Source organism: Pseudomonas sp. UW4, from assembly GCF_000316175.1.
Taxonomy (GTDB): domain Bacteria; phylum Pseudomonadota; class Gammaproteobacteria; order Pseudomonadales; family Pseudomonadaceae; genus Aquipseudomonas; species Aquipseudomonas laurylsulfatiphila.
The window spans coordinates 4,651,685-4,675,288 of sequence record NC_019670.1 but is presented as its reverse complement, the minus strand read 5'-3'; the positions used below and the strand labels follow the sequence as shown (position 1 = coordinate 4,675,288).

21 protein-coding genes are annotated in these 23,604 nt (G+C 61.5%); 17 read left to right on the top strand and 4 right to left on the bottom strand.

Annotated elements, in window-relative coordinates:
- Positions 1-62: 62 nt before the first annotated feature.
- Positions 63-1,061, top strand: a complete 999-nt coding sequence (locus PPUTUW4_RS20605; protein ID WP_015096404.1) for a LysR family transcriptional regulator — start codon at positions 63-65, stop codon at positions 1,059-1,061.
- Positions 1,062-1,152: 91 nt separating this feature from the next.
- Here PPUTUW4_RS20605 and PPUTUW4_RS20600 read toward each other — a convergent pair whose 3' ends face one another.
- Positions 1,153-1,560 carry a PA2817 family protein gene (locus PPUTUW4_RS20600; RefSeq protein ID WP_007972361.1) on the bottom strand — a complete coding sequence of 136 codons (408 nt, stop codon included), beginning with the start codon at positions 1,558-1,560 and terminating at the stop codon, positions 1,153-1,155.
- 74 nt (positions 1,561-1,634) lie between these two features.
- Positions 1,635-4,082 carry an acyl-CoA dehydrogenase gene (locus PPUTUW4_RS20595; RefSeq protein WP_015096403.1) on the bottom strand — a complete coding sequence of 816 codons (2,448 nt, stop codon included), beginning with the start codon at positions 4,080-4,082 and terminating at the stop codon, positions 1,635-1,637.
- Between the two features lie 225 nt (positions 4,083-4,307).
- Between PPUTUW4_RS20595 and PPUTUW4_RS20590 the strand changes: the two genes are divergently transcribed.
- From PPUTUW4_RS20590 to PPUTUW4_RS20575, 4 genes are all read left to right on the top strand, one after another.
- Positions 4,308-4,967, top strand: a complete 660-nt coding sequence (locus PPUTUW4_RS20590) for a transglutaminase family protein (RefSeq protein ID WP_015096402.1) — start codon at positions 4,308-4,310, stop codon at positions 4,965-4,967.
- 43 nt (positions 4,968-5,010) lie between these two features.
- Positions 5,011-5,634, top strand: coding sequence for a glutathione S-transferase (locus PPUTUW4_RS20585; RefSeq protein WP_015096401.1), 624 nt, complete (start codon positions 5,011-5,013; stop codon positions 5,632-5,634).
- Positions 5,635-5,766: 132 nt separating this feature from the next.
- Positions 5,767-6,699 (top strand): ABC transporter ATP-binding protein, encoded by a 933-nt coding sequence (locus tag PPUTUW4_RS20580; RefSeq protein WP_015096400.1) that lies wholly within the window; start codon positions 5,767-5,769, stop codon positions 6,697-6,699.
- Positions 6,696-7,475 (top strand): ABC transporter permease, encoded by a 780-nt coding sequence (locus PPUTUW4_RS20575; RefSeq protein WP_015096399.1) that lies wholly within the window; start codon positions 6,696-6,698, stop codon positions 7,473-7,475. The genes PPUTUW4_RS20580 and PPUTUW4_RS20575 overlap by 4 nt, the downstream gene beginning before the upstream one ends.
- A 168-nt stretch (positions 7,476-7,643) precedes the next feature.
- On the opposite strand, the gene PPUTUW4_RS20570 is transcribed toward PPUTUW4_RS20575, so the two are convergent.
- Positions 7,644-8,159: a DUF2062 domain-containing protein gene (locus PPUTUW4_RS20570; RefSeq protein WP_015096398.1), complete on the bottom strand. Its 516-nt coding sequence runs from the start codon at positions 8,157-8,159 to the stop codon at positions 7,644-7,646.
- A 135-nt stretch (positions 8,160-8,294) separates the two neighbouring features.
- On the opposite strand from PPUTUW4_RS20570, the gene PPUTUW4_RS20565 reads away from it, so the two are divergent.
- The 12 genes from PPUTUW4_RS20565 (at position 8,295) to PPUTUW4_RS20510 (ending at position 19,763) form a co-directional block, all read left to right on the top strand.
- Positions 8,295-10,529 (top strand): DNA internalization-related competence protein ComEC/Rec2, encoded by a 2,235-nt coding sequence (locus tag PPUTUW4_RS20565; protein WP_015096397.1) that lies wholly within the window; start codon positions 8,295-8,297, stop codon positions 10,527-10,529.
- 98 nt (positions 10,530-10,627) lie between these two features.
- Positions 10,628-11,263, top strand: coding sequence for a MotA/TolQ/ExbB proton channel family protein (locus tag PPUTUW4_RS20560; protein WP_015096396.1), 636 nt, complete (start codon positions 10,628-10,630; stop codon positions 11,261-11,263).
- On the top strand, positions 11,260-11,688 hold the full coding sequence (locus PPUTUW4_RS20555) for a biopolymer transporter ExbD (RefSeq protein ID WP_007972252.1): 429 nt from the start codon (positions 11,260-11,262) through the stop codon (positions 11,686-11,688). The genes PPUTUW4_RS20560 and PPUTUW4_RS20555 overlap by 4 nt, the downstream gene beginning before the upstream one ends.
- Positions 11,688-12,698, top strand: a complete 1,011-nt coding sequence (gene lpxK, locus PPUTUW4_RS20550; protein ID WP_015096395.1) for a tetraacyldisaccharide 4'-kinase — start codon at positions 11,688-11,690, stop codon at positions 12,696-12,698. Before PPUTUW4_RS20555 ends, lpxK begins: the two co-directional genes overlap by 1 nt.
- A 24-nt stretch (positions 12,699-12,722) precedes the next feature.
- Complete coding sequence (locus tag PPUTUW4_RS20545; protein ID WP_003179363.1) at positions 12,723-12,908, top strand: Trm112 family protein; 186 nt, start codon at positions 12,723-12,725, stop codon at positions 12,906-12,908.
- Positions 12,905-13,669 (top strand): 3-deoxy-manno-octulosonate cytidylyltransferase, encoded by a 765-nt coding sequence (kdsB, locus tag PPUTUW4_RS20540; RefSeq protein WP_015096394.1) that lies wholly within the window; start codon positions 12,905-12,907, stop codon positions 13,667-13,669. Before PPUTUW4_RS20545 ends, kdsB begins: the two co-directional genes overlap by 4 nt.
- Complete coding sequence (locus PPUTUW4_RS20535) at positions 13,669-14,133, top strand: low molecular weight protein-tyrosine-phosphatase (protein WP_015096393.1); 465 nt, start codon at positions 13,669-13,671, stop codon at positions 14,131-14,133. Before kdsB ends, PPUTUW4_RS20535 begins: the two co-directional genes overlap by 1 nt.
- Positions 14,130-15,149: a UDP-N-acetylmuramate dehydrogenase gene (gene murB, locus PPUTUW4_RS20530; RefSeq protein WP_015096392.1), complete on the top strand. Its 1,020-nt coding sequence runs from the start codon at positions 14,130-14,132 to the stop codon at positions 15,147-15,149. Before PPUTUW4_RS20535 ends, murB begins: the two co-directional genes overlap by 4 nt.
- A gap of 240 nt (positions 15,150-15,389) precedes the next feature.
- Positions 15,390-15,860 (top strand): (2Fe-2S)-binding protein, encoded by a 471-nt coding sequence (locus PPUTUW4_RS20525; protein ID WP_015096391.1) that lies wholly within the window; start codon positions 15,390-15,392, stop codon positions 15,858-15,860.
- Positions 15,857-18,187 carry a xanthine dehydrogenase family protein molybdopterin-binding subunit gene (locus PPUTUW4_RS20520; protein WP_015096390.1) on the top strand — a complete coding sequence of 777 codons (2,331 nt, stop codon included), beginning with the start codon at positions 15,857-15,859 and terminating at the stop codon, positions 18,185-18,187. The genes PPUTUW4_RS20525 and PPUTUW4_RS20520 overlap by 4 nt, the downstream gene beginning before the upstream one ends.
- Positions 18,187-19,170 (top strand): XdhC family protein, encoded by a 984-nt coding sequence (locus tag PPUTUW4_RS20515; RefSeq protein WP_015096389.1) that lies wholly within the window; start codon positions 18,187-18,189, stop codon positions 19,168-19,170. The genes PPUTUW4_RS20520 and PPUTUW4_RS20515 overlap by 1 nt, the downstream gene beginning before the upstream one ends.
- Complete coding sequence (locus tag PPUTUW4_RS20510) at positions 19,167-19,763, top strand: nucleotidyltransferase family protein (RefSeq protein ID WP_015096388.1); 597 nt, start codon at positions 19,167-19,169, stop codon at positions 19,761-19,763. The genes PPUTUW4_RS20515 and PPUTUW4_RS20510 overlap by 4 nt, the downstream gene beginning before the upstream one ends.
- Before the next feature lie 173 nt (positions 19,764-19,936).
- Here the strand turns inward: PPUTUW4_RS20510 and rne are convergent, their stop codons facing one another.
- Complete coding sequence (gene rne, locus PPUTUW4_RS20505) at positions 19,937-23,131, bottom strand: ribonuclease E (RefSeq protein ID WP_015096387.1); 3,195 nt, start codon at positions 23,129-23,131, stop codon at positions 19,937-19,939.
- Positions 23,132-23,604: the final 473 nt, after the last annotated feature.

The following is a 23,604-nucleotide window of genomic DNA, read 5'->3' as shown; positions in this document are numbered from 1 at the left end:
TCTATTATAGAAAGCCTGTAAATACGTGATAATCCGGGCAAACATCAAAGGACTGTTGCGTTGTGAGCATAAATCTTCCACTGCCGCTGCTCGGTGAAATGGCGATATTCGTCAAGGTTGTCGAGACGGGCAGTTTCTCCGAGGCAGCTCGTCAGTTGGGCTCTTCGCCCTCGGCGGTCAGTCGGAGCATTTCGCGCCTGGAGAAGGCGCTTGCCACCCGGTTGCTGCAACGAACCACGCGCAAGTTGCGACTGAGCGACGGTGGCGAGGAGGTGTTCAAGCGGTGCCAGGAAATGGTCAATGCCGCGCGATCAGTGATGGAAATCAGTGGTCAGTTCACGGATGAACCCGAGGGGAGGGTGCGTATCAGCGTGCCGAAAGCGGTGGGCCGAATCGTGATTCATCCGCACATGCCGGAGTTCTTGCGGCGTTATCCCAAGGTGGATGTGGAACTGTTGCTCGAGGACCGCCAGGTCGATTTGATCGACGATCATGTCGACCTGGCGATTCGCATCACCGATCGGCCGCCTGCGGGGCTGGTGGGGCGGCGGTTGCTGACCATCGATCATATGCTCTGCGCCACTCCACAGTATCTGGCCGAGCACGGGACGCCGACTCATCCCCATGACTTGCTCAATCACAGTTGCATTTACCTGGGCGAAACACCCAGCGACGCACGCTGGAAATTCAAGAAAGGCGGCAAGACGGTAACCGTGGGAGTGCGCGGGCGATATGCCGCCAATCACACCGGCGTGCGTTATGGCGCGGTGTTGCAGCACATCGGCATTGGCAGCCTGCCGTATTTCACGGCGCGCCATGCCCTGGAGAAGGGTTTGATGGTGCAAGTGCTGCCGGACTGGACCTTTCTGGCGTCCTATCACGGCGGCGCCTGGTTGCTGCATTCGCCAACCCGATACCTGCCGCCCAAGCTGCGGGTGTTGATCGACTATCTGGTGGAATGTCTGGCGAAGGAGCCGACGCTGGGCAAGCCGGGTCGGTCGAATGGTCCGGGCTGGTCGCCATCGGAGTATGAACTGCCGGAGAGTGACGGCTTGTTTTGAAGGTGGAAAAAAAGATCGCAGCCTTCGGCAGCTCCTACAGGAAATATGCGATCCAAAGCAGGAGCTGCCGAAGGCTGCGATCTTTTGCAGATCAGTGCTTGCTGTCCTGGTTGGACAACGCCAGCAGCTGCTTTTCCTGGTTCCAGTCGAAAGGTTCGTCGTTCTGTTCGGCTTCGAAGCGACGCTCTTCCAGGGCCTGGTACAGGTCGATTTCATCATCGGGCATGTAATGCAGGCAGTCACCGGCGAAATACCACAGCAGGTCGCGCGGCACCAGGTGTGCGATTTGCGGATAGCGAGTGATGACCTGGCACAGAATGTCCTGGCCCAGGTACTGGCTTTCGATCGGGTCGACAGGCAGTAACGCCAGCAGCTCGTCGAAGCGCTCGAGGAACAAGGCATGGCTTTCGTCGGGAACCTGCTCGGCCTCACCTACGGCGACCAGGATGCTGCGCAGGTGGTCGAGTAAAACGAGATGATCGGCAACGATGTTGGACACGAGATAAGTCCTCAAGAGCAAAACGGGCGCGGGAGTATAAAGCGCCCGCGCCCGTTTTTACATGCTTGAAGGGATCAGCGGACTTTTCCTCCGGCCAGTGCCAATTCCTCTTGGTCAAAGTCATCGACATCGATCACCTTGCGCCGGGCCGCTTCGGCTTCACGCAGGGTTTGCGCTTCCACCGGTTGCAACACACCAGCCTCGAGCGCGGCATCGATCAGCGACTCGCCAGCCAGCGGTTTGACCTGGCCGCTCTTGAGTGCCACATGCAGTTTTTTCTGCAGCGGCTGAGCGGCACTCAACAGGTTACAGGCGTGTTGCAAGGCGCCGACCGGATCGTCGCTCGCCTGTGGGCGATAGCAACCCAGGAGCAATTCCTCCAGGGCGGGGTCGCCCTTGGCGCGACCAATCAAGGCAGCGACTTCGGCAGCGAGTTTGTCCGATGGCCCTTTGTGTCGGCGACCGAACGGGAACACGATCACCCGCAACAGGCAGGCCACGACTTTGTTCGGGAAGTTGCTCAGCAGTTCATCCATGGCCCGTTCCGCCTGCCCCAGGCTTTCTTCCATGGCCCAGCTCACCAGCGGCGTCATGTACTGCGGTGTATCGAGATCGTGGTAGCGCTTGAGTGCGGCAGAAGCCAGGTAAAGGTTGCTCAGTACGTCACCCAGACGTGCGGACAGGCGTTCCCGGCGTTTGAGTGCGCCGCCCAGCAACATCATGCTGAGGTCGGCGAGCAGGGCGAAAGCAGCGGCCTGACGATTGAGGGCGCGGAAGTAACCCTGGCTGAGTTTGTCACCCTGGGTGTGTTCCAGGTGCCCGAAACCGAGATTCAGCACCAGTGTACTGGCGGCGTTGCCCACGGCAAAACCGATGTGCTTGAGCAGCAGGCCATCGAATTCCCTGAGCGCCTGATCCTTGTCTTCACGGCCGGCCAGGGCCATTTCCTTGAGCACGAAAGGATGGCAGCGGATCGCGCCCTGGCCAAAGATCATCAGGTTGCGCGAGAGAATGTTCGCGCCTTCCACCGTGATAAAAATCGGCGCGCCGTTCCATTTGCGGCTCAGGTAATTGTTCGGCCCCATGATGATTGCCTTGCCGCCGTGCACATCCATGGCATCGCTGATGCAGTCGCGGCCGCGCTCGGTCAGGTGGTACTTGAGAATCGCCGACAGCACCGACGGTTTCTCGCCCAGGTCGACCGCATTGGCGGTCAGCATGCGGGCGGCGTCCATCATCCAGGCATTGCCGCCAATGCGGGCCATGGCTTCCTGGATGCCTTCGAACGAAGCAATCGGTACATTGAACTGCTCGCGAACCTGCGCGTATTGGCCCGTCACCAGGCTGGTGAACTTGGCCATGCCGGTGCCCACCGCCGGCAGGGAAATCGAACGCCCCACCGACAGGCAATTCATCAGCATCATCCAGCCCTTGCCGAGCATTTCCTGGCCGCCAATGAGGAACTCCAGCGGGACGAACACGTCCTTGCCCGAGTTCGGGCCATTCATGAACGCGGCGCCCAACGGCAGATGCCGGCGGCCGATCTCGACACCTTCGGTGTCGGTCGGAATCAGCGCCAGGCTGATGCCCAGGTCTTCCTTGTCGCCCAGCAGGTGATCCGGGTCATAGGCCTTGAAGGCCAGGCCGAGGAGGGTAGCCACCGGGCCGAGGGTGATGTAACGCTTTTCCCAGTTCAGGCGCAGGCCGAGAACCTCCTGGCCTTCCCATTCACCTTTGCAGATCACCCCGGAGTCCGGCATGCCGCCCGCGTCGGAGCCGGCCAGCGGACCGGTAAGGGCAAAGCACGGGATGTCGTCGCCGCGAGCCAGGCGTGGCAGGTAATGATTGCGTTGTTCGTCGGTGCCGTAGTGCAGCAACAATTCGGCCGGGCCGAGGGAGTTGGGGACCATCACGGTGGAGGCGAGGTCGCCGCTGTGGCTCGCCAGTTTCATCGCCACCTGCGAGTGGGCATAGGCAGAGAAGCCTTTGCCGCCAAACTCTTTGGGGATGATCAGGGCGAAAAAACCGTTGTCCTTGATGAACGTCCAGGCTTCAGGCGGCAGATCCATGGTTTGACCGAGTTGCCATTCATTGACCATGGTGCAGAGTGTTTCGGTCGGCCCGTCGATGAAAGCCTGTTCTTCTTCGTTCAATTGCGCTTTGGGATAGGACAGCAGTTTGCTCCAGTCCGGACGGCCACTGAACAGCTCTCCGTCCCACCACACCGTACCGGCGTCGATGGCATCGCGTTCGGTTTGCGACATCGGCGGCAGGGTTTTCTGGAACCAGTTGAACATCGGCGCGCTGAACCATTTGCGACGCAGGTCGGGCAGCAGCAAGGGCGCGGCGACGGCAGCGATCAATACCCAGAAAACCAGCAGCAACCAGCCCGGCGCGCGGCTGAAAGCGCCCATGGCCACGACATAGGCGGCCACGATGACCAGGGCGGGTAGCGGGGCGATGCGGCGGTGGGCCAGATAAGCAATACCGACCAGCAGAACCAGTATCCACAACAGCAGCATATTTATTCCTCCGTGAAACCAGGGCGAACCAGCCCTCAGAGCTTAGACGGCATCCGCAAAACAGGCAGGTGGTCACCCAGGATGATTTTCGTGCGCCAGATGGGCCGCACACGTGGGAAAAACTCTCATTGAACGAGCGGCAATGCGCCCATGTTTGGCCGAAACGTCGTTATCTCTGTGCTGAAGCTCTCGCTAGACTCGGGGCTTCCCCTGGAGATTATTCTCATGCACGAGTACCTGAGTCCCGGCCGCTTCATCGATAGTGACCATCCGTCCGTGGTGGAGTTCGCCGAAAAACACCGTGGTGCCAGTCGCGATCCGCTTGAGCAGGCGATCAGTCTCTATTACGCCGTGCGCGAAGCGGTGCGCTACAACCCGTACACCTTCAGTCGCGATCCGCAGACCCTGCGCGGCAGTCATGCATTGGCGACCGGGGAGAGTTATTGCGTGCCCAAGGCTACATTGTTGGCAGCTGCCGCGCGGCATTGTGGGATTCCCACGCGGATCGGCCTGGCGGATGTGCGCAATCATTTGTCGACGCCACGGCTGCTTGAGTTGCTCAAGAGCGACATGTTCGCCATGCACGGCTACACCGAGTTTTATTTGCAGGGTCGCTGGATCAAGGCGACGCCGGCGTTCAACCGCAAACTCTGCGACCTGTTCAATGTGGCGCCGCTGGAATTCGACGGGATCAACGACAGCGTTTTTCATCCCTTCAACCGCGATGGCGCGAAGCTGATGGAGTACCTCGTCGATCACGGCCAGTTCGCTGACGTCCCCGAAACGTTCTTTTTCGAACACCTGGAAAAATGCTATCCGCACCTGTTCGGTGAACAGCAGCCACCGCTGTTGGGTGACATGCAGACTGATTTGAGTCGCCCCTGATCCGGCGTATGCTGCCTGCCCACTTACCAAAAAAGAGGCGGTCATGCTGAAGATCTGGGGTCGGAAAAACTCGTCGAATGTCAGAAAGCCATTGTGGGCCGCAGAAGAGCTGGGCCTGGCCTATGAGGCTATCGATGCCGGTGGCGCCTTTGGTGTCGTCGATACGCCTGAGTACCGCGCGATGAACCCCAACGGTCGAGTGCCGGTGATCGAGGACGATGGTTTCGTGTTGTGGGAGTCCAATGCCATCGTGCGTTACCTGATGGCCCGCCATGCCGCCGACACGGCCTGGTACCCCGCGGATCTGCAAGCCCGTGCCACTGCCGACAAATGGATGGACTGGACCACCTCAAGCTTTGCCGGCCCGTTCCGTACCCTGTTCTGGGGTGTTCTGCGTACCCCGGCAGACCAGCAGGACTGGCCCGCCATCAAGGCGGCGATCAGGGAATGCGACACACTGCTGGCGATGGCCGACCAGGCGTTGGCGAACAAGCCCTACCTGTCCGGAGACGAGATCGGCATGGGTGATATTCCCCTGGGCAGTTTCATTTATGCCTGGTTCGAGATGCCGATCGAGCGTGCGCCACTACCGCATCTGCAGGCCTGGTACGCGCGGTTGAAACAGCGTCCGGCGTATCAAAAGGCGGTCATGACCGCGTTGACTTAATACTCACTATCGACACGCTTGACTGTACTTGTGAGGCGGCGACAAGCACCATTGTGCCAAGTTGTTGCGGTTGTATTGTTCGCCGCCGCCCATACTTATCCCTTTCTTCCCTTCTTGGTGCGTAAATCAGATATGAGTTCCGCTCTGTCCATCCGGCAGCTAACCAAAACCTACGGCAACGGTTTCCAGGCCCTGAGTGGTATCGATCTGGACGTCGCCGAAGGTGACTTTTTCGCCTTGCTCGGCCCCAACGGCGCCGGCAAATCCACGACCATCGGCATTCTCTCGACCCTGGTGAACAAGACCAGCGGCACGGTGAATATCTTCGGTCACGACCTGGACAAAAATCCTGCGCAGCTCAAGCGCTGCATCGGCGTGGTGCCTCAGGAATTCAACTTCAACCAGTTCGAAAAGACCTTCGACATCGTCGTGACCCAGGCCGGCTACTACGGCATCCCGGCGAAAATCGCCAAGGAACGCGCCGAACAGTACCTGACCCAGCTGGGCCTGTGGGACAAGAAGGACGTGCCGTCGCGTTCACTGTCCGGCGGCATGAAGCGTCGCCTGATGATCGCTCGCGCGCTGGTTCATGAACCGCGCCTGCTGATCCTCGACGAACCGACTGCCGGGGTGGACATCGAGCTGCGTCGCTCGATGTGGAGCTTCCTCACTGAGCTGAACGAGAAAGGCATCACCATCATCCTCACCACCCATTATCTGGAAGAGGCTGAGCAGTTGTGCCGCAACATCGGCATCATCGACCACGGCACCATCGTCGAGAACACCAGCATGCGTCAGTTGCTCAGCCAACTGCATGTCGAAACCTTTTTGCTGGACCTCAAGGGCGACCTGCCCGCCGCGCCTCAGTTGCTCGGCTACCCGTCCCGGCTGGTCGACAGCCACACCCTGGAAGTCCAGGTGGAAAAGTCCATGGGCATCACCGCGCTGTTCACCCAGCTGGCGCAGCAGAACATCGAAGTGCTGAGCCTGCGTAACAAAACCAATCGCCTTGAGGAGTTGTTCGTGTCCCTGGTGGAGAAAAATCTGTCGAAGGTGGCGGTATGAGTTCCGAGTTGCGCCCCAACCTCATTGCCCTCAACACCATCGTTTACCGTGAAGTCCGGCGTTTCACCCGGATCTGGCCGCAGACCCTGCTGCCGCCAGCCATCACCATGGTCCTGTACTTCGTGATCTTCGGTAACCTGATCGGTCGGCAAATCGGCGACATGGGTGGCTTCACCTACATGGAGTACATCGTGCCGGGGCTGATCATGATGTCGGTGATCACCAACTCCTACGGCAACGTGGTATCGAGTTTCTTCGGCAGCAAATTCCAGCGTTCCATCGAAGAACTGATGGTCTCGCCACTGTCGCCGCACACCATCCTGATCGGCTACACCCTGGGCGGCGTGCTGCGCGGCTTGATGGTGGGGATCATCGTGACCCTGCTGTCGTTGTTCTTCACCCATTTGCAGGTGCATCACCTGGGCGTGACCATTCTGGTGGTGGTGCTGACGGCGACCATCTTCTCGCTGCTGGGCTTCATCAACGCCGTGTTTGCGCGCAACTTCGATGATATTTCGATCATTCCGACTTTCGTGCTGACGCCACTGACCTACCTGGGCGGGGTCTTCTACTCGATCACCTTGCTGCCACCGTTCTGGCAGACCGTTTCCCTGGCCAACCCGGTGCTGCACATGGTCAACGCATTCCGTTACGGCATCCTCGGGGTGTCGGATATCCGGATCAGTATTGCGATTACCTTCATGCTGGTGGCGACCGTGGTGCTGTATCTCGGTTGTGCACGGTTGCTGGTCAGCGGGCGCGGGATGCGTACCTGAGAAATACCGAGTCGTCTGTTTCGCGGGCAAGCCCGCTCCCACAGGGATCTTCAGTGCTACATAGATCCAGTGTGGGAGCGGGCTTGCTCCGGGCGGCGTTCCGACGAAGGCGTCAGCCCAGACACCGCAAAAAAAACGGCCTCCCACAGTGGAGGCCGTTTTGCATTTTCACATCCGGCTCTTCTTGCGCCGCTTCCATTGCCTGGCCACCCACCAGCGCCAATACGCCATCACCAGGAAGTAGGACAGCGCACCGAGGGCCAGCCCCGTCACTACCGAACCCAACAGAAACGGTTGCCACAAGGTCGAGATTTCGCCCCTGATCCATTCCCAGGTCAGTGCGTCCGGCAACTGCCGGGCGGGGACGTCCATCAGCCAGGCACCGGTCTGGTAGGTGCAAAAGAATACGGCAGGCATGGTGATCGGGTTGGTCAGCCAGACCAGGCTCACGGCGATCGGCATGTTGCCGCGCACGATGATGGCGAGAGTTGCCGCCAGCAGCATCTGCAACGGGATTGGCAGGAACGCCGCGAACAAACCCACCGCCATGGCGCGGGCCACGGAGTGGCGGTTGAGGTGCCAGAGGTTCGGGTCATGCAGCAGCGTGCCGAGAAAGCGTAAGGACTTGTGTTCCCTGATGCTCATCGGGTCTGGCATGTAACGTTTGAATAAGCGCCGGGGCATAAGGCTTCTCGGTCGGTCAGGGTGGCAAGTATGTCTGGATTCTATGAACTGCCCATTCAGACTTTGTGACAATTAATAACGGCGCCCACGCGACCGGCGGGCTAAGCCTTGGAGGGGACTCTCAAGGACGGGCTTATGCGCACAGGGATGATGGCGTTGGCGCTGGGTCTGCTGACTTTGCGTTTTTTGCCGGCTTTACCGCCGGTCTGGTTGTGGCTGGCGATGCCGGTGGCGGGTTTGATGTTGTTGCCATTCAGGACGTATCCGGTGGCGTTTTACCTGTTCGGTTTGAGTTGGGCCTGCGCGAATGCGCAGTGGGCGCTGGATGACCGGTTGCCGCCGGCGCTGGACGGAGAAACCCGCTGGGTCGAAGGACGGGTCACTGGCTTGCCCCGGCATGACGACGGTGTCGTGCGTTTCGAATTGACCGACATCCAGTCCCGGCGTACCCGACTGCCGCGGCAAATGCGCCTGGCCTGGTACGGCGGGCCGCCGGTGAACAGTGGTGAGCGCTGGCGTCTGGCAGTCAAATTGAAGCGCCCGGTCGGGCTCCTCAATCCGCAGGCGTTAGACTACCAGGCCTGGTTGCTGGCACAACACATCGGGGCGACCGGGACGGTCAAGCAGGGCGAACGCCTTGCGCCAGCCCAATGGGCCTGGCGCGACGGCATCCGCCAGCGTTTGCAAGCGGTGGATGCCCAGGGTCGAGGCGGCGCGTTGACCGCGTTGGTGCTCGGGGACGGTGCCGGGCTGAGTCGCGAAGACTGGCAGGTATTGCAGGACACCGGCACGGTGCATCTGTTGGTGATTTCCGGGCAGCACATCGGCTTGCTGGCGGGCGTCGTGTATCTGTTGATTGCCAGCCTGGCCCGCCTCGGGTTATGGCCGAACCGTCTGCCATGGCTGCCTTGGGCGTGTGGCCTGGCATTCGCCGCGGCGCTCGGTTACGGGATGCTGGCCGGATTCGGGGTGCCGGTGCGACGAGCCTGCCTGATGCTGGGGCTGGTGTTGTTGTGGCGTCTGCGGTTTCGTCATCTCGGTGCCTGGTGGCCGCTATTGCTGGCACTCTGCGGTATTTTGCTGCTGGAGCCGCTAGCGAGTCTCCAGCCTGGTTTCTGGCTGTCTTTCGCGGCAGTGGCCGTCTTGATATTGACCTTCGGCGGCCGGTTGGGCCCCTGGCGATGGTGGCAAACCTGGACCCGCGCCCAGTGGCTGATTGCGATCGGATTGTGCCCGTTACTGTTGATATTGGGATTGCCGATCAGCCTTAGCGGTCCGGCAGCCAATTTGCTGGCGGTACCGTGGATCAGTCTGCTGGTGTTGCCACCGGCCTTGCTCGGGACATTGCTGTTGCCGGTGCCCTACGTGGGCGAGGGCCTGTTATGGCTGGCGGGCGGTTTGATCGGTGAGTTGTTCAGGGTTCTGGCGTTGTTGGCTGAGGTGCTACCCGCATGGGTGCCGAAGGCGATTCCTTTGTGGGTATGGAGCCTCGGCGCGCTGGGCGCTTTTCTACTGCTGTTGCCGCGTGGCGTTCCGCTGCGCCCGTTGGGTTGGCCTCTGCTGCTGTTGCTGGTATTCCCACCCCGGTCAATGCTGCCGGAAGGCATCTCTGAAGTCTGGCAGTTGGACGTGGGGCAGGGGGTGGCTATTTTGGTGCGCACCCGGCACCACACCTTGCTGTATGACGCCGGACCGCGATTCGGTGAGCTTGACCAGGGGGAGCGGGTGGTGCTGCCAGCGTTGCACAAACTGGGGGTGAAGGGTCTCGACCTGATGCTGATCAGCCACGCCCATGCCGATCATGCCGGTGGTGCCCCGGCGATTGCCAAGGGCTTGCCGGTGATAGAGGTGGTCAGTGGTGAACCCTCTGACTTGCCTGTGGAGTTGCAGGCCGGGCGTTGTGAGAGCGGCCGGCAATGGACCTGGGATGAAGTCGATTTCCAGCTTTGGCACTGGCCGTTGGCTGGCGACAGCAATCAGAACTCCTGTGTCTTGTTGATCGAGGCCAATGGCGAACGATTGCTGTTGAGTGGCGACATTGATGCCGCCGCCGAAAGAGCCCTGCTGGACAGTCCGTTAGCCTTGCCTACCGATTGGCTGCAGGCGCCACACCACGGCAGTCGCAGTTCGTCGTCAACTGCCCTGCTGGATGTCCTGCAACCTAAAGGGGCGTTGATCTCCCGCGGCCAGGGCAATTCATTTGGCCATCCGCATCCCACGGTCATCGCGCGTTATCAGAAACGCGGGATGGCGATCTACGACAGCGTCGAACAAGGTGCCATTCGTCTGCAACTGGGGCGCTTCGAGCCGCCGTGGTCGATGCGCCAGGAACGGCGTTTCTGGCGCGATCCGCCGCCTTCGAACCCATGACCGGGCGTTATCAAGGCCCGACCGGATGCGACATCACGGTCTTCGGTGCGCCCACCCCCTATGTTAGAGTGGCGCACTTTTTCGAGGGGGCTGTCACTGTGTGGGAATTGGTCAAATCCGGCGGCTGGATGATGCTGCCGATCATTCTGAGCTCCATCGCGGCCATGGCGATCGTTGCCGAGCGTCTGTGGACCCTGCGCGCCAGCCGCGTGACCCCGGAGCACTTGCTCGGGCAAGTCTGGGTCTGGATCAAGGACAAACAGCTCAATAAGGAAAAACTCAAGGAACTGCGCGCCAACTCCCCGTTGGGCGAGATCCTGGCGGCCGGCCTGGCCAACTCAAAACATGGTCGCGAGATCATGAAGGAGTGTATCGAAGAGGCCGCACAACGGGTCATCCATGAGCTCGAGCGCTACGTCGCCGCCCTCGGCACCATCGCCGCCATGGCGCCGTTGCTGGGCCTGCTGGGTACAGTGCTGGGCATGATCGATATTTTCAGTGCGTTCACAGGCTCAGGCATGACCACCAACGCTTCGGTACTGGCCGGTGGTATTTCCAAGGCCCTGATCACCACGGCCGCGGGCCTGATGGTGGGTATCCCCGCAGTGTTTTTCCACCGTTTCCTGCAACGCCGGATCGATGAGCTGGTGGTGGGCATGGAGCAGGAAGCGATCAAGCTGGTCGAAGTGGTGCAGGGCGATCGCGACGTGGACCTGACCGGGAGCAAAGCGTGAAATTCCGCCGCAAACCACGGGAAACGGTGGACATCAACCTCGCATCGCTGATCGACGTGGTGTTCATCCTGTTGCTGTTTTTCGTCGTGACTACCACCTTTACCCGTGAGACCCAGCTGCGCGTCGATCTGCCGGAAGCGGTTAGCGGCACGCCGGCCGATGATCAGAGCAAGCCACTGGACATCGCCATCAGCGCCGACGGCGTGTTCTCGGTGAACAACCAGATCCTGCCGAAAAGCGACCTCGCCTCGCTGATGGACGCGCTGCAAAAGGAAGCCAACGGCGACACCAACCGGCCGCTGTCCATCAGTGCTGACGGCAAGACTGCGCATCAGTCCGTGGTGACAGCCATGGATGCCGCCGGCAAACTCGGCTTCAGTCACTTGCGCATGACCACCATCGAGGCGGCGCCTCCCGCGCCCTGATGGCCATGTCCGATCGATTGCTCGCCGCGTGGTACGCAGGTCATCCGGCCCTGAAGCTGTTACAGCCACTGGAATGGCTGTACCGGCGCGTGGTCATGAACAAACGCAAGCGCTTTCTGGCGGGTGAGGGCGAGATCTACCAGCCACCGGTGCCGCTGATCGTGGTCGGCAACATCACCGTGGGAGGCACCGGCAAGACGCCGCTGATTCTATGGATGATCGAGCACTGCCAGCGCAGCGGCCTGCGGGTCGGGGTGGTCAGCCGCGGCTATGGCGCCAAACCGCCGCAGTTGCCGTGGCGGGTCGAGGCCGGGCAGAGCGCCGACGTTGCCGGTGACGAGCCGTTGCTGATTGTCCAGCGCACGGGCGTGCCGCTGATGATCGACCCCAATCGCAGCAGCGCCGTCAAAGCCTTGCTGGCCAGTGAGCCGCTGGACCTGATCCTGTCCGACGACGGCATGCAGCACTATCGCATGGCCCGTGACCTCGAACTGGTGCTGATCGACGCCGCCCGTGGTCTGGGCAACCGCCGTTGCCTGCCCGCCGGGCCATTGCGTGAACCGGTCGAGCGCCTGCAAAGCGTCGACGCGGTGCTTTACAACGGTGCCGCGGCTGACCGCGACGATGGCTTTGCCTTTCAATTGCAGCCCACCGCGCTGGTCAATCTGCACAGCGGCGAACGCCGTTCCCTCGATCTTTTTCCCGCCGGCCAGGCCCTGCACGCGGTGGCCGGTATCGGCAATCCGCAACGTTTCTTCAAGACCCTCGAAACGCTACACTGGCAGCCTGTTCCACATGCGTTTGCCGACCACGCCGAATACAGCGTGCAGGCGTTGAATTTCACGCCGTCATTGCCGTTGGTAATGACGGAAAAAGACGCGGTGAAATGCCGTGCCTTTGCCGCCGCCGATTGGTGGTACCTGGCGGTCGATGCCGTGCCGTCGCCGGCCTTCGTGGCCTGGTTCGACACACAGTTGATGCGCCTGCTGCCGGATCGTTTGTTGCCTTAACTCCGTTTTTTCCAGGGAATGCTCATGGACACCAAATTGCTCGACATCCTCGCTTGCCCGGTCTGCAAAGGCCCGCTCAAGCTCAGCGCCGACAAGACCGAGCTGATCAGCAAGGGCGCCGGCCTGGCCTACCCGATTCGCGACGGCATCCCGGTGATGCTCGAGTCGGAAGCGCGCACCCTGACCACCGATGAGCGCCTGGATAAATGACCACAGCCTTTACCGTCGTCATTCCATCGCGTTATGCCTCCACCCGCCTGCCAGGCAAGCCGCTGCTGCTGATCGCCGGCAAGCCGATGATCCAGCACGTCTGGGAACAGGCGAGCAAAAGCAGCGCCGGGCGGGTGGTGGTTGCCACTGACGACGCGCGCATCGTCGAGGCCTGCAATGGCTTCGGTGCAGAAGTGGTGCTGACCCGTGAGGATCACAATTCCGGCACCGATCGCCTGGCTGAAGTTGCGATGAAGCTGGGCCTGGCGCCCGATGCCATCGTCGTCAACGTCCAGGGCGACGAGCCGCTGATCCCGCCGAGCGTGATCGATCAGGTCGCCGCCAACCTGGCGGCCCACGCTGAAGCGCGCATGGCCACCCTGGCCGAGCCGATCGAAGACGCGGACACCCTGTTCAATCCCAACGTGGTCAAGGTCGTCAGCGACCTCAATGGCCTGGCACTGACGTTCAGTCGCTCCACCTTGCCATGGGCGCGGGATGCGTTTGCCGTGAACCCTGAGCAGTTGCCGGAAGGTGTGCCGTATCGCCGCCATATCGGCATCTATGCCTACCGTGCCGGTTTCCTGCAGGACTTCGTCAACTGGGGTCCATGCTGGCTGGAAAACACCGAGTGCCTGGAACAGCTGCGTGCCCTGTGGCACGGCGTGCGGATCCACGTGGCCGACGCATTGATCGCGCCGCCTGCCGGCGTCGATACCGCTGAAGACCTCGAGCGCGTTCGTCGCCTGCTGGAGGCGTGATGCGCGTTTTGTTCGTGTGCCTGGGCAACATCTGCCGTTCTCCCACGGCCGAAGGCGTGCTGCGGCACAAACTGCGCGAAGCGGGGCTGGCCGATCAGATTGAGGTCGCATCCGCCGGCACCGGTGACTGGCATGTCGGCAAGGCGCCGGACAAGCGCAGCCAGGCCGCGGCGAAGCTGCGCGGTTACGACTTGTCGGCCCAGCGCGCCCGGCAAGTCAGCCGCGCCGATTTTGCCACCTACGACCTGATCCTCGCGATGGACAACAGCAACCTGCGCAACCTCAAGGCCTTGCAGCCCGCCAAGGGCAAGGCCGAGCTGGATCTGTTCCTGCGCCGTTACCAGTCGCCAATCGATGAAGTGCCGGACCCGTACTACGATGGCGAGCAAGGCTTCGAGCAGGTGTTGGACCTGATCGAGCGCGCCAGCGATTTGCTGGTGATCGAATTGAAGGGACGGTTATGAGTTTGCAGATTCAATCGCAGGTGTCGCTCAAGCCGTTCAACAGCTTTGGCGTGGATGTCCAGGCCCGGCTGTTTGCCGAGGCCCATAGCGACGCCGATGTGCGCGAAGCCCTGGCTTATGGGCTGGAGCACAAGGTCCCGGTACTGGTGATCGGCGGTGGCAGCAACCTGCTGCTGACGGCGGATATCGAATCACTGGTGCTGCGCATGGCCACTCGCGGGATTCGCGTGCTGAGCGATGACGACGGCAAAGTGGTGATCGAGGCCGAGGCGGGCGAGCCCTGGCATCCCTTTGTGCAACACACCCTGGCGCTTGGGTTGTCCGGCCTGGAAAACCTCAGTCTGATTCCCGGCACCGTGGGTGCGGCACCGATGCAGAACATCGGCGCCTATGGGGTCGAGATCAAGGACGTGTTCGCCGGCCTGACCGCCCTCGATCGCCAGACCGGCGAACTGCGCGATTTCAGCCTGGCGCAGTGCAACTTTGCTTACCGCGACAGCCTGTTCAAGCAGGAACCGGGGCGCTGGTTGATCCTGCGTGTGCGTTTCGCCCTCGACCGTGCCGCGCATTTGCACCTGGAGTACGGCCCGGTGCGTCAGCGCTTGACCGAACAAGGTATCGAGCATCCGACCGCCCGCGATGTCAGCCAGGCCATTTGCAGCATCCGCAACGAAAAACTCCCGGACCCGGCCGTGCTCGGCAATGCCGGCAGTTTCTTCAAGAACCCTTTGGTGTCGGCGGCGCTGGCTGCACGGCTAAAGGGCGAATACCCGGACCTGGTGGCCTATGCGCAACCCGACGGGCAGATGAAACTGGCCGCTGGCTGGTTGATCGAGCGGGCAGGCTGGAAAGGTTTTCGCGATGCCGACGCAGGTGTTCACAAGCTGCAGGCGCTGGTGCTGGTCAACTATGGCGGCGCAACGGGCCTGCAATTGCTGAACCTGGCGCAGCGCATCCAGAAAGACATTTCAGAACGTTTTCATGTCGATCTGGAAATGGAACCGAACCGGTATTGAGCTAAGCTTTCAGGACAGATCAAAAAGCCCTGCACGATGTTTATTGTGCAGGGCTTTTTGTTAATGCTCGGTTAACTTAGTCAGCTAACGATGCACACTCTTGCTCCACCAAAGGCCCGGTGCAGACCGTTTGCGTCCGCACGAGAGAGCCTATTAGCCTGAGTCGATCTGCGTGCGACCCACCGAGATCCAGCGGCAGATTGCTCGACCCCATAACTCAAGATCTATGCGGGCGTGCCCATGATTACCCTGAAACTCAATGGTCAAGACCATCAACTCGACGTCACCGAGGACATGCCGCTGCTCTGGGCGATCCGCGACGTGGCCGGTTACAACGGTACCAAGTTCGGCTGCGGCATGGGCCTGTGCGGGGCCTGCACCATTCATATCGAAGGGGCACCGGCACGCAGTTGCATCACGCCCATCGGTTCCGTCGTCGGTCAGAATGTCAGCACCATCGACAACCTGCACGCCGACCCGATCGGCAAAGTCGTCCAGCAAGCCTGGCTCGACACGGCGGTCGCCCAATGCGGTTTCTGCCAGGGTGGTCAAATCATGTCGGCGACAGCGCTGCTCAAGACCCACCCGAACCCCAGCGACGAGCAGATTGAAGAAGCAATGGTCGGCAACATCTGCCGGTGTGGCACCTACAACCGCATCAAGACCGCCATCCGCCAGGCCTCCACTCACCTGAAGGAGGCCAAGGCATGAGCCGCTTACCGAACGATTTCACCCTGAGCAATCTGAGCCAGCTCAGTCGCCGTGGCTTTCTCAAAGGCGTGGGCGCCACCAGTGCGCTGGTTTTGGCGGCGAGTTGGGGCTGGCAAGACGCTTTTGCCGAAGAAAAAGACAAGAAGTTCGGCGCCGATGGCATGCCCCACGGCTGGGTCGACGATCCGAAGGTCTATGTGAGCATCGCCGCCGATGGCACGGTGACCGTGATCTGCAACCGCTCGGAAATGGGGCAGGGCGTGCGTACCAGCCTGACCATGGTGGTGGCTGATGAACTGGAAGCCGATTGGGCGCGGGTCAAGGTACAGCAGGCCCCGGGCGATGAGGCACGCTTCGGCAACCAGGACACCGACGGCTCACGCAGCATGCGCCACTGGTATGAACCGATGCGCCGTTGCGGGGCTGCTGCACGCGCCATGCTGGAACAGGCCGCTGCTGACCAGTGGAAAGTGTCGGTGGGCGAGTGCCATGCGCAACTGCATAAAGTCATCCACAAACCCTCGGGCCGCGAACTGGATTATGGCGCGCTCGCCGCCGCTGCCAGCGCTTTGGCCGTACCGGCGCGTGACAGCCTTAGGCTCAAGCAGCCTTCGGAATTCCGTTACATCGGCAAGGAAGGCAGCAAGGCCATCGACGGTGAGGACATCGTCAACGGCCGTGCCGTGTACGGTGCCGACGTGCATTTCGACGGCATGCTCTACGCGACCATTGCCCGACCCACGGTGTATGGCGGCAAAGTCAAAAGTTTCGATGGCAGCGCGGCGATGAAAGTCCCCGGCGTGGTCAAGGTGCTGCAGATCGAAAGCCGTCCGTTGCCTTCGGAGTTCCAGCCCCTGGGTGGCATTGCCGTGGTGGCGAGCAATACCTGGGCGGCGATCAAGGGCCGCGAGGCGCTGAAAATCGAGTGGGATGACGGCCCCAACGCCAGCTACGACTCGATCGCCTATCGCAAGGAGCTCGAAGCGGCCTCGCTCAAGCCTGGCAAGGTGGTGCGAAATACCGGCAACATCGACGAGGCCATGAGCAGCGCCGACAGTACGCTGGAAGCCTCTTACTACTTGCCGCATTTGTCACAGTCGCCGATGGAACCGATGGTCGCCATTGCGCGGTTCAAGGACGGTGCGTGCGAGGCCTGGGGGCCAAGCCAGGCGCCGCAGGTCACCCGGGAGCGGATCGGTGAACGCCTGGGGCTGCCGTTCGAAAAGGTCACGTTCAACGTGACCTTGCTGGGCGGTGGGTTCGGGCGCAAGTCCAAGCCTGACTTCATCATCGAAGCCGCGATCCTCGCCAAGGAATTCCCCGGCAAGGCGGTGCGGGTGCAATGGACCCGCGAAGACGACATCCACTGTTCCTACTTCCACACCGTATCGGCCGAATACCTCAAGGCCAGCCTGAACAAGGACGGTCTGCCGTCCGGTTGGTTGCACCGTACGGTGGCGCCGAGCATCACGGCGTTGTTTGCGCCTGGCATGAACCATGAGGCGGCGTTCGAACTGGGCATGGGCTTCACCAACATGGCGTATGCGATCCCCAACATTCGCCTGGAAAACCCCGAGGCTACGGTGCATACCCGTGTTGGCTGGTATCGCTCGGTGTCGAACATTCCCCATGGCTTCGCGATCCAGAGTTTTATCGATGAACTGGCGCACAAGGCTGGGGAAGATCCGCTGAAGTACCAAGTCAGATTGCTCGGCCCGGACCGTCAGATCGATCCGCGCACCTTGAGCGAAGAGTGGAACTACGGTGAATCCCCCGAGCGGTATCCGATCGACACCGCGCGCCTGCGCACGGTACTGGAGACCGCCGCCAAAGCCGCCGGATGGGGGCGTGAGCTGCCCAAGGGCCGCGGCCTGGGCCTGGCGGTGCATTACAGCTTCGTGACCTATGTGGCAGCGGTGATCGAGGTGGAGGTCAAAGACGACGGCACGCTGGTGGTGCACAAGGCCGACATCGCCGTCGATTGCGGGCCGCAGATCAATCCCGAGCGGATTCGCGCGCAATTCGAGGGTGCCTGCGTCATGGGCCTGGGTAATGCGGTGCTTGGGGAAATCAGCTTCAAGGACGGCAAGGTCCAGCAGGATAACTTCCACATGTACGAAGTGGCGCGCATGTCCCTGGCGCCGAAAGAGGTGGCTGTGCATCTGGTGACGCCGCCGGGTGAGGTGCCATTGGGCGGTGTCGGTGAACCGGGCGTGCCACCGATTGCGCCGGCCCTGTGCAATGCGATCTTTGCAGCCACCGGCAAACGCATCCGCAACCTGCCGGTTCGTTATCAGTTGTCGGGCTGGCAGCAGGCCGGTGCCTGATGGACAGCGCCGACCTGAACGTCCTGCGCAGTGTGCTGCAATGGCAGCGCAACGGTCAGCGGGTGGTGTTGTACAGCGTGGTCGAAACCTGGGGCACTGCGCCCCGGGCACCCGGCGCCATGCTCGCCCTGCGTGAAGATGGCGTGGTGATTGGCTCGGTCTCGGGCGGGTGTGTCGAGGATGACTTGATCGCCCGGCTGCACGATGGCCGTCTCGCACTGGACGGGTCGCCGGTGCAACTGATCACGTACGGCGTGACCCGCGAGGAAGCCGCACGTTTCGGTTTGCCCTGCGGCGGCACCTTGCGCTTGACCGAGGAGCGCATCGACGATGGGGGTTGGGTCGAGCAACTGCTGGCCCGATGCGAGGCCCATGAAATCGTTGCCCGTGAACTGAACCTGGCCACCGGCGAAGTGTTTTTGCAACCGGCCAGTAAAGCTGACGTCTTGACGTTCGACGGTCAGACCTTGCGGGCGATCTATGGGCCGCGCTGGCGCTTGCTGCTGATCGGCGCGGGGCAGCTGTCGCGCTACGTCGCGGAAATGGCCCGCCTGCTGGATTTCGAGGTGCTGATTTGCGATCCACGCAGCGAGTTCGTCTATGGCTGGGAAGAGCAGCACGGACGATTCGTCTCGGGCATGCCGGATGAGGCGGTGTTGAATATCCAGACCGATGAGCGCACGGCCATCGTGGCCTTGACCCACGATCCGCGCCTGGACGACATGGCGTTGCTCACGGCCCTGGATTCCAAAGCCTTTTACGTTGGAGCACTGGGGTCGCGGGTGAACAGCCAGAAGCGCCGGGAAAACCTGGCTCAACTGGGTTTGTCGCAACCGGCGATTGACCGTTTGCATGGTCCGATCGGCTTGCACATCGGCAGTCATAATCCAGCGGAAATAGCCTTGTCGCTCATGGCGGAAATCGTCGCAGTCAAAAATGGCGTCGAACTGAAACAGAAGAAGGTCTTGCGGGAGAAGGTATGAGCGAGTCCATTGGCGTCGTCTTACTGGCGGCGGGGCAGGGCAGCCGGTTTCGTCAGGTGGCGGGTGCTGAAAAGGATAAGTTGGTGGCCGATTGCACCGGGCGTGACGGCGTGGTGCGGTCCGTCATCGAGCACACATTGGTCAACCTGCCGGCGACGCTGGGCAAACGCGTATTGGTGACCACTGCTGACCGCCCACAGGTGATTCGCATGGCTCAGGCCTATGGCTGCGAGATTGTGCTGATCGAATCGACGGGAATGGGCGACAGCATTGCCGCCGGAGTCGCTGCCTGCAAACAACTCGATGGCTGGCTGATGGTACTGGGGGATATGCCGTTCATCCTGCCGTCCAGTATCGGGCAAGTGGTGGCGGGTATTGGCGATGACAGCATCAGTGTGCCCGTACAGGACGGCGAGTATGGGCATCCGGTCGGGTTTGGGCGGGACTTCGCTGCGGGGTTGATGGAGCTATCGGGGGATCGTGGCGCGAAACCGCTGTTTGCCCAAGGGCGGGTGGTTGAAGTGACCGTGGATGATCCTGGCGTGTTGTGGGATGTGGATGTGCCTGAGGCACTAACCTTCAGGCCAGCATAGGTCCTTGTGGGAGCGAGCTTGCTCGCGATAGCGGTGGATCAGCTAGCACCAATGTTGAATATCATTCGGCTATCGCGAGCAAGCTCGCTCCCACAGGGGGTTGGGGGATATTCAGGGATATAAAAAAGCCCCGCCTGGGTTCACCAGGCGGGGCTTTTCAGTGGCCGATGGAATCAGGCGAGAGGTTTGGTCTCGTGCTCTTTTTCCAGGGCTTGCTCGTGTTGCTCTACCGCGTCCTGAACGGAGCGCGGCGCTTCGTGGATCACCGACTCAGCCGGCTCGGCAACCACTTCGGCGGCCGGGGCAGGCACTGCCTCAACCGCTTCAACCGGAGCCGCAGCGGCAGCCAGTTCAGCTTCCTTTTGCAGACGCTCGGCTTCGCGCTTGCGACGACGCACTTCACGCGGGTCGTTAGGCGCACGGCCACTTGGCGTCAGGGCGCTGACAGGAGCGGCTTCGACGACCGGCGCAGGCGCTTCGGCAATTACCGGAGCTTCAACGACAGGCGCTTCAACCACCGGCGCCGGAGCCGGTTCTGCTGCAGCAACCACCGGCTCGGAAACCATGGCTTCGGCCACTTGGGTCTCGGCAGCAGGCGCTGGTGTTTCAGCGACGGCTGGCTCGGCCACCCAGTTGAACGCCGTTTGCTCTTCACGCACTTCGCGAACGGTTTCAGTCACGGTCTCGACGACAGCTTCTGCAGCTACGGCAGGTGCTTCAACCACTGGAGCCGGCTCGGCAACCGCTTCAACGGCTGGCTGAGCTTCTGGCGCCACTTCGATTTCCGGCGAGGCGGTGACTTCGACCGGCGTGGTCGCTTCAACGACTGGCGCTTCAACCGGAGCTGCTTCCAGGGTGGCGGCAGTGGCGCGTTCGGCTTGCACATTGGCTTCAGCTTCGGCTGGAGCGCTGATCACGCTGCTGGCAACGGCTGCGGTGACAGCCAGGCCGGCGGCCAGATCGGCAGTGCTTGGCGCTTCAGCGCTTTCGCCGGACTCGGACTCTTCCGAGCCTTCGATCACGTTGCCGTTGGCGTCACGCTGACGCTCGCGACGGTTGCTGCGACGACGCTGGCCACGGGAACGGCGGCGTGGACGATCGCCTTCGGCGTTTTCCTGACCCTCTTCCTGCAGTTGCTCTTCGTTGGTGGTCAGTTCTTCTTCGGCAGCGGCGGCGGCAGCTTGTTCGGCACGAGGCTGACGCTCTTCACGCGGTGGGCGTGGAGCACGCTCTTCACGTGGCTGGCGAGCCGGACGCTCTTCTGCGGTAGCAGCGGCGGCCGGAGCAGCCGGAGCTGCATCCAGAGGCTCGCGCAGTTCACGCACGCGTTCTTCACGCTCGCCACGTGGCTTGCGATCTTCACGCGGAGCGCGCGGCGCACGTTCTTCACGAGGCGCGCGTGGTGCGCGTTCTTCGCGAGCTACTGCCGGCGTTTCTTCACGGCTCTCGCGAGGCTCGCGCACTTCGCGTGGCTGACGCTCTTCACGCGGTGCGCGCTCTTCACGCGGTGCACGTTCTTCGCGAGGCTTGCGCTCTTCATCGCGGCGACCGTTACGGTTGCGGCTCTGCTGGCGACCGTTGCGACGCTCTTCATTGCGGGCCGGACGCTCGGCGGCTGGCTTTTCAACCACAACCGGCGCGACAGGCTCTTCCTTGGTGGCGAACAGACTCACCAGCGATTTCACCAGGCCTTTGAACAGGCTTGGCTCAGGCACGACGGCCGGAGCCGGGGCCGGAGCGGCAACTTCGGTCGGAACCGGAGCGTTAGCGCGAGCTGGAGCTGTCTTGACCGCGGCTTCCTGGCGAACCAGGGTGCGGGTCGCAGCGGCTGGCTGGACTTCTTCGACTTCGGCAGCGGCAGCGGCGATTTCGTAGCTGGACTGGTTGGTCGCCGCTTCCGGGCTGTCATCACGCAGGCGTTGCACTTCGAAGTGCGGCGTCTCGAGGTGATCGTTCGGCAGGATGACGATGCGGGCGCGGGTGCGCAGTTCGATCTTGGTGATCGAGTTGCGTTTTTCGTTGAGCAGGAACGCAGCCACCGGGATCGGCACTTGTGCACGAACTTCGGCGGTACGGTCTTTCAGGGCTTCTTCTTCGATCAGGCGCAGGATCGCCAGGGACAGCGATTCAACGTCACGGATGATGCCGGTGCCGTTGCAACGCGGGCAGACGATGCCGCTGCTTTCGCCCAGGGACGGACGCAGGCGCTGACGGGACATTTCCAGCAGGCCGAAGCGCGAGATGCGACCGACTTGCACGCGAGCGCGGTCGGCTTCCAGGCATTCGCGGACTTTCTCCTCCACGGCGCGCTGGTTCTTGGCAGGGGTCATGTCGATGAAGTCGATGACGATCAGGCCGCCGATGTCGCGCAGGCGCAACTGACGGGCGATTTCTTCGGCCGCTTCAAGGTTGGTCTGCAGCGCGGTTTCTTCGATGTCGCTGCCTTTGGTGGCGCGCGCCGAGTTGATGTCGATGGACACCAGGGCTTCGGTCGGATCGATCACGATGGAGCCGCCGGAAGGCAGTTCGACGACGCGCTGGAAAGCGGTTTCGATCTGGCTTTCGATCTGGAAACGGTTGAACAGCGGAACGCTGTCTTCGTAGAGCTTGATCTTGCTGGCGTACTGCGGCATCACCTGGCGGATGAAGGTCAGGGCTTCGTCCTGGGCTTCAACGCTGTCGATCAGCACTTCGCCGATGTCCTGGCGCAGGTAGTCGCGGATCGCGCGGATGATCACGTTGCTTTCCTGGTAGATCAGGAACGGCGCGGCGCGGTCCAGCGAGGCTTCCTTGATGGCGGTCCAGAGCTGCAGCAGGTAGTCGAGGTCCCACTGCATTTCTTCGCTGCTGCGGCCCAGGCCGGCAGTGCGCACGATCAGACCCATGTCGGCCGGGGCAACCAGGCCGTTCAGGGCTTCACGCAGTTCATTGCGCTCTTCGCCTTCGATGCGACGGGAGATGCCGCCGGCACGCGGGTTGTTCGGCATCAGCACCAGGTAACGACCGGCCAGGCTGATGAAAGTGGTCAGGGCGGCGCCCTTGTTGCCACGTTCTTCTTTTTCGACCTGAACGATGACTTCCTGGCCTTCGCTCAGGACGTCCTTGATGTTGACGCGACCTTCCGGGGCTTTCTTGAAGTATTCGCGGGAGATTTCTTTGAGGGGCAGGAAGCCGTGGCGCTCAGAGCCGAAATCGACAAAGGCAGCCTCGAGGCTTGGTTCGATGCGAGTAATCCGGCCTTTATAGATGTTGGCCTTCTTCTGCTCGCGTGCACCGGATTCGATGTCCAGGTCGTAGAGGCGCTGGCCATCTACCAGTGCAACACGCAACTCTTCGGGTTGAGTTGCGTTAATCAGCATTCTTTTCATGTAGTACCGTCGGTTTCCGGGCTGCCGGAAACGGCGTTCGGCACACACGACTTCTCACGGTCGGTGTCAGGTGCGTCGGGAGTGGTTGGCCATTTCCCGTGTCCAGCGAAGTCCGGCCAATGTGGGCCTTCATCGCGACGTACGCGTCCTGCTTGCTGTGGCTACTTAAGCACTCAGTCAGGAGGAGGAATCAACCAGCGGCTGTGGACGAGATGAAGCGTCTGGAGAAAGCCTGTTGCTACACAGTCCGGCGGTTGTGCATCTCCACCCTACACGTATCCCTGATAATTCGGGTGCTGCCGCGCGCAGAATCCGCAGCGGGTTGGCATTTACCGTGAGCTCCGATAGGGGAGGTCACGCATCATGGCTAATTTAGGCGTTGTTTCCGATGCCTTCGCTCGGGGTCATTCGCAGCTGACTGCACTTTGTGAACTGGCCGTGAATATGGCTCGCAAAACGAGTGGAAAACTCTG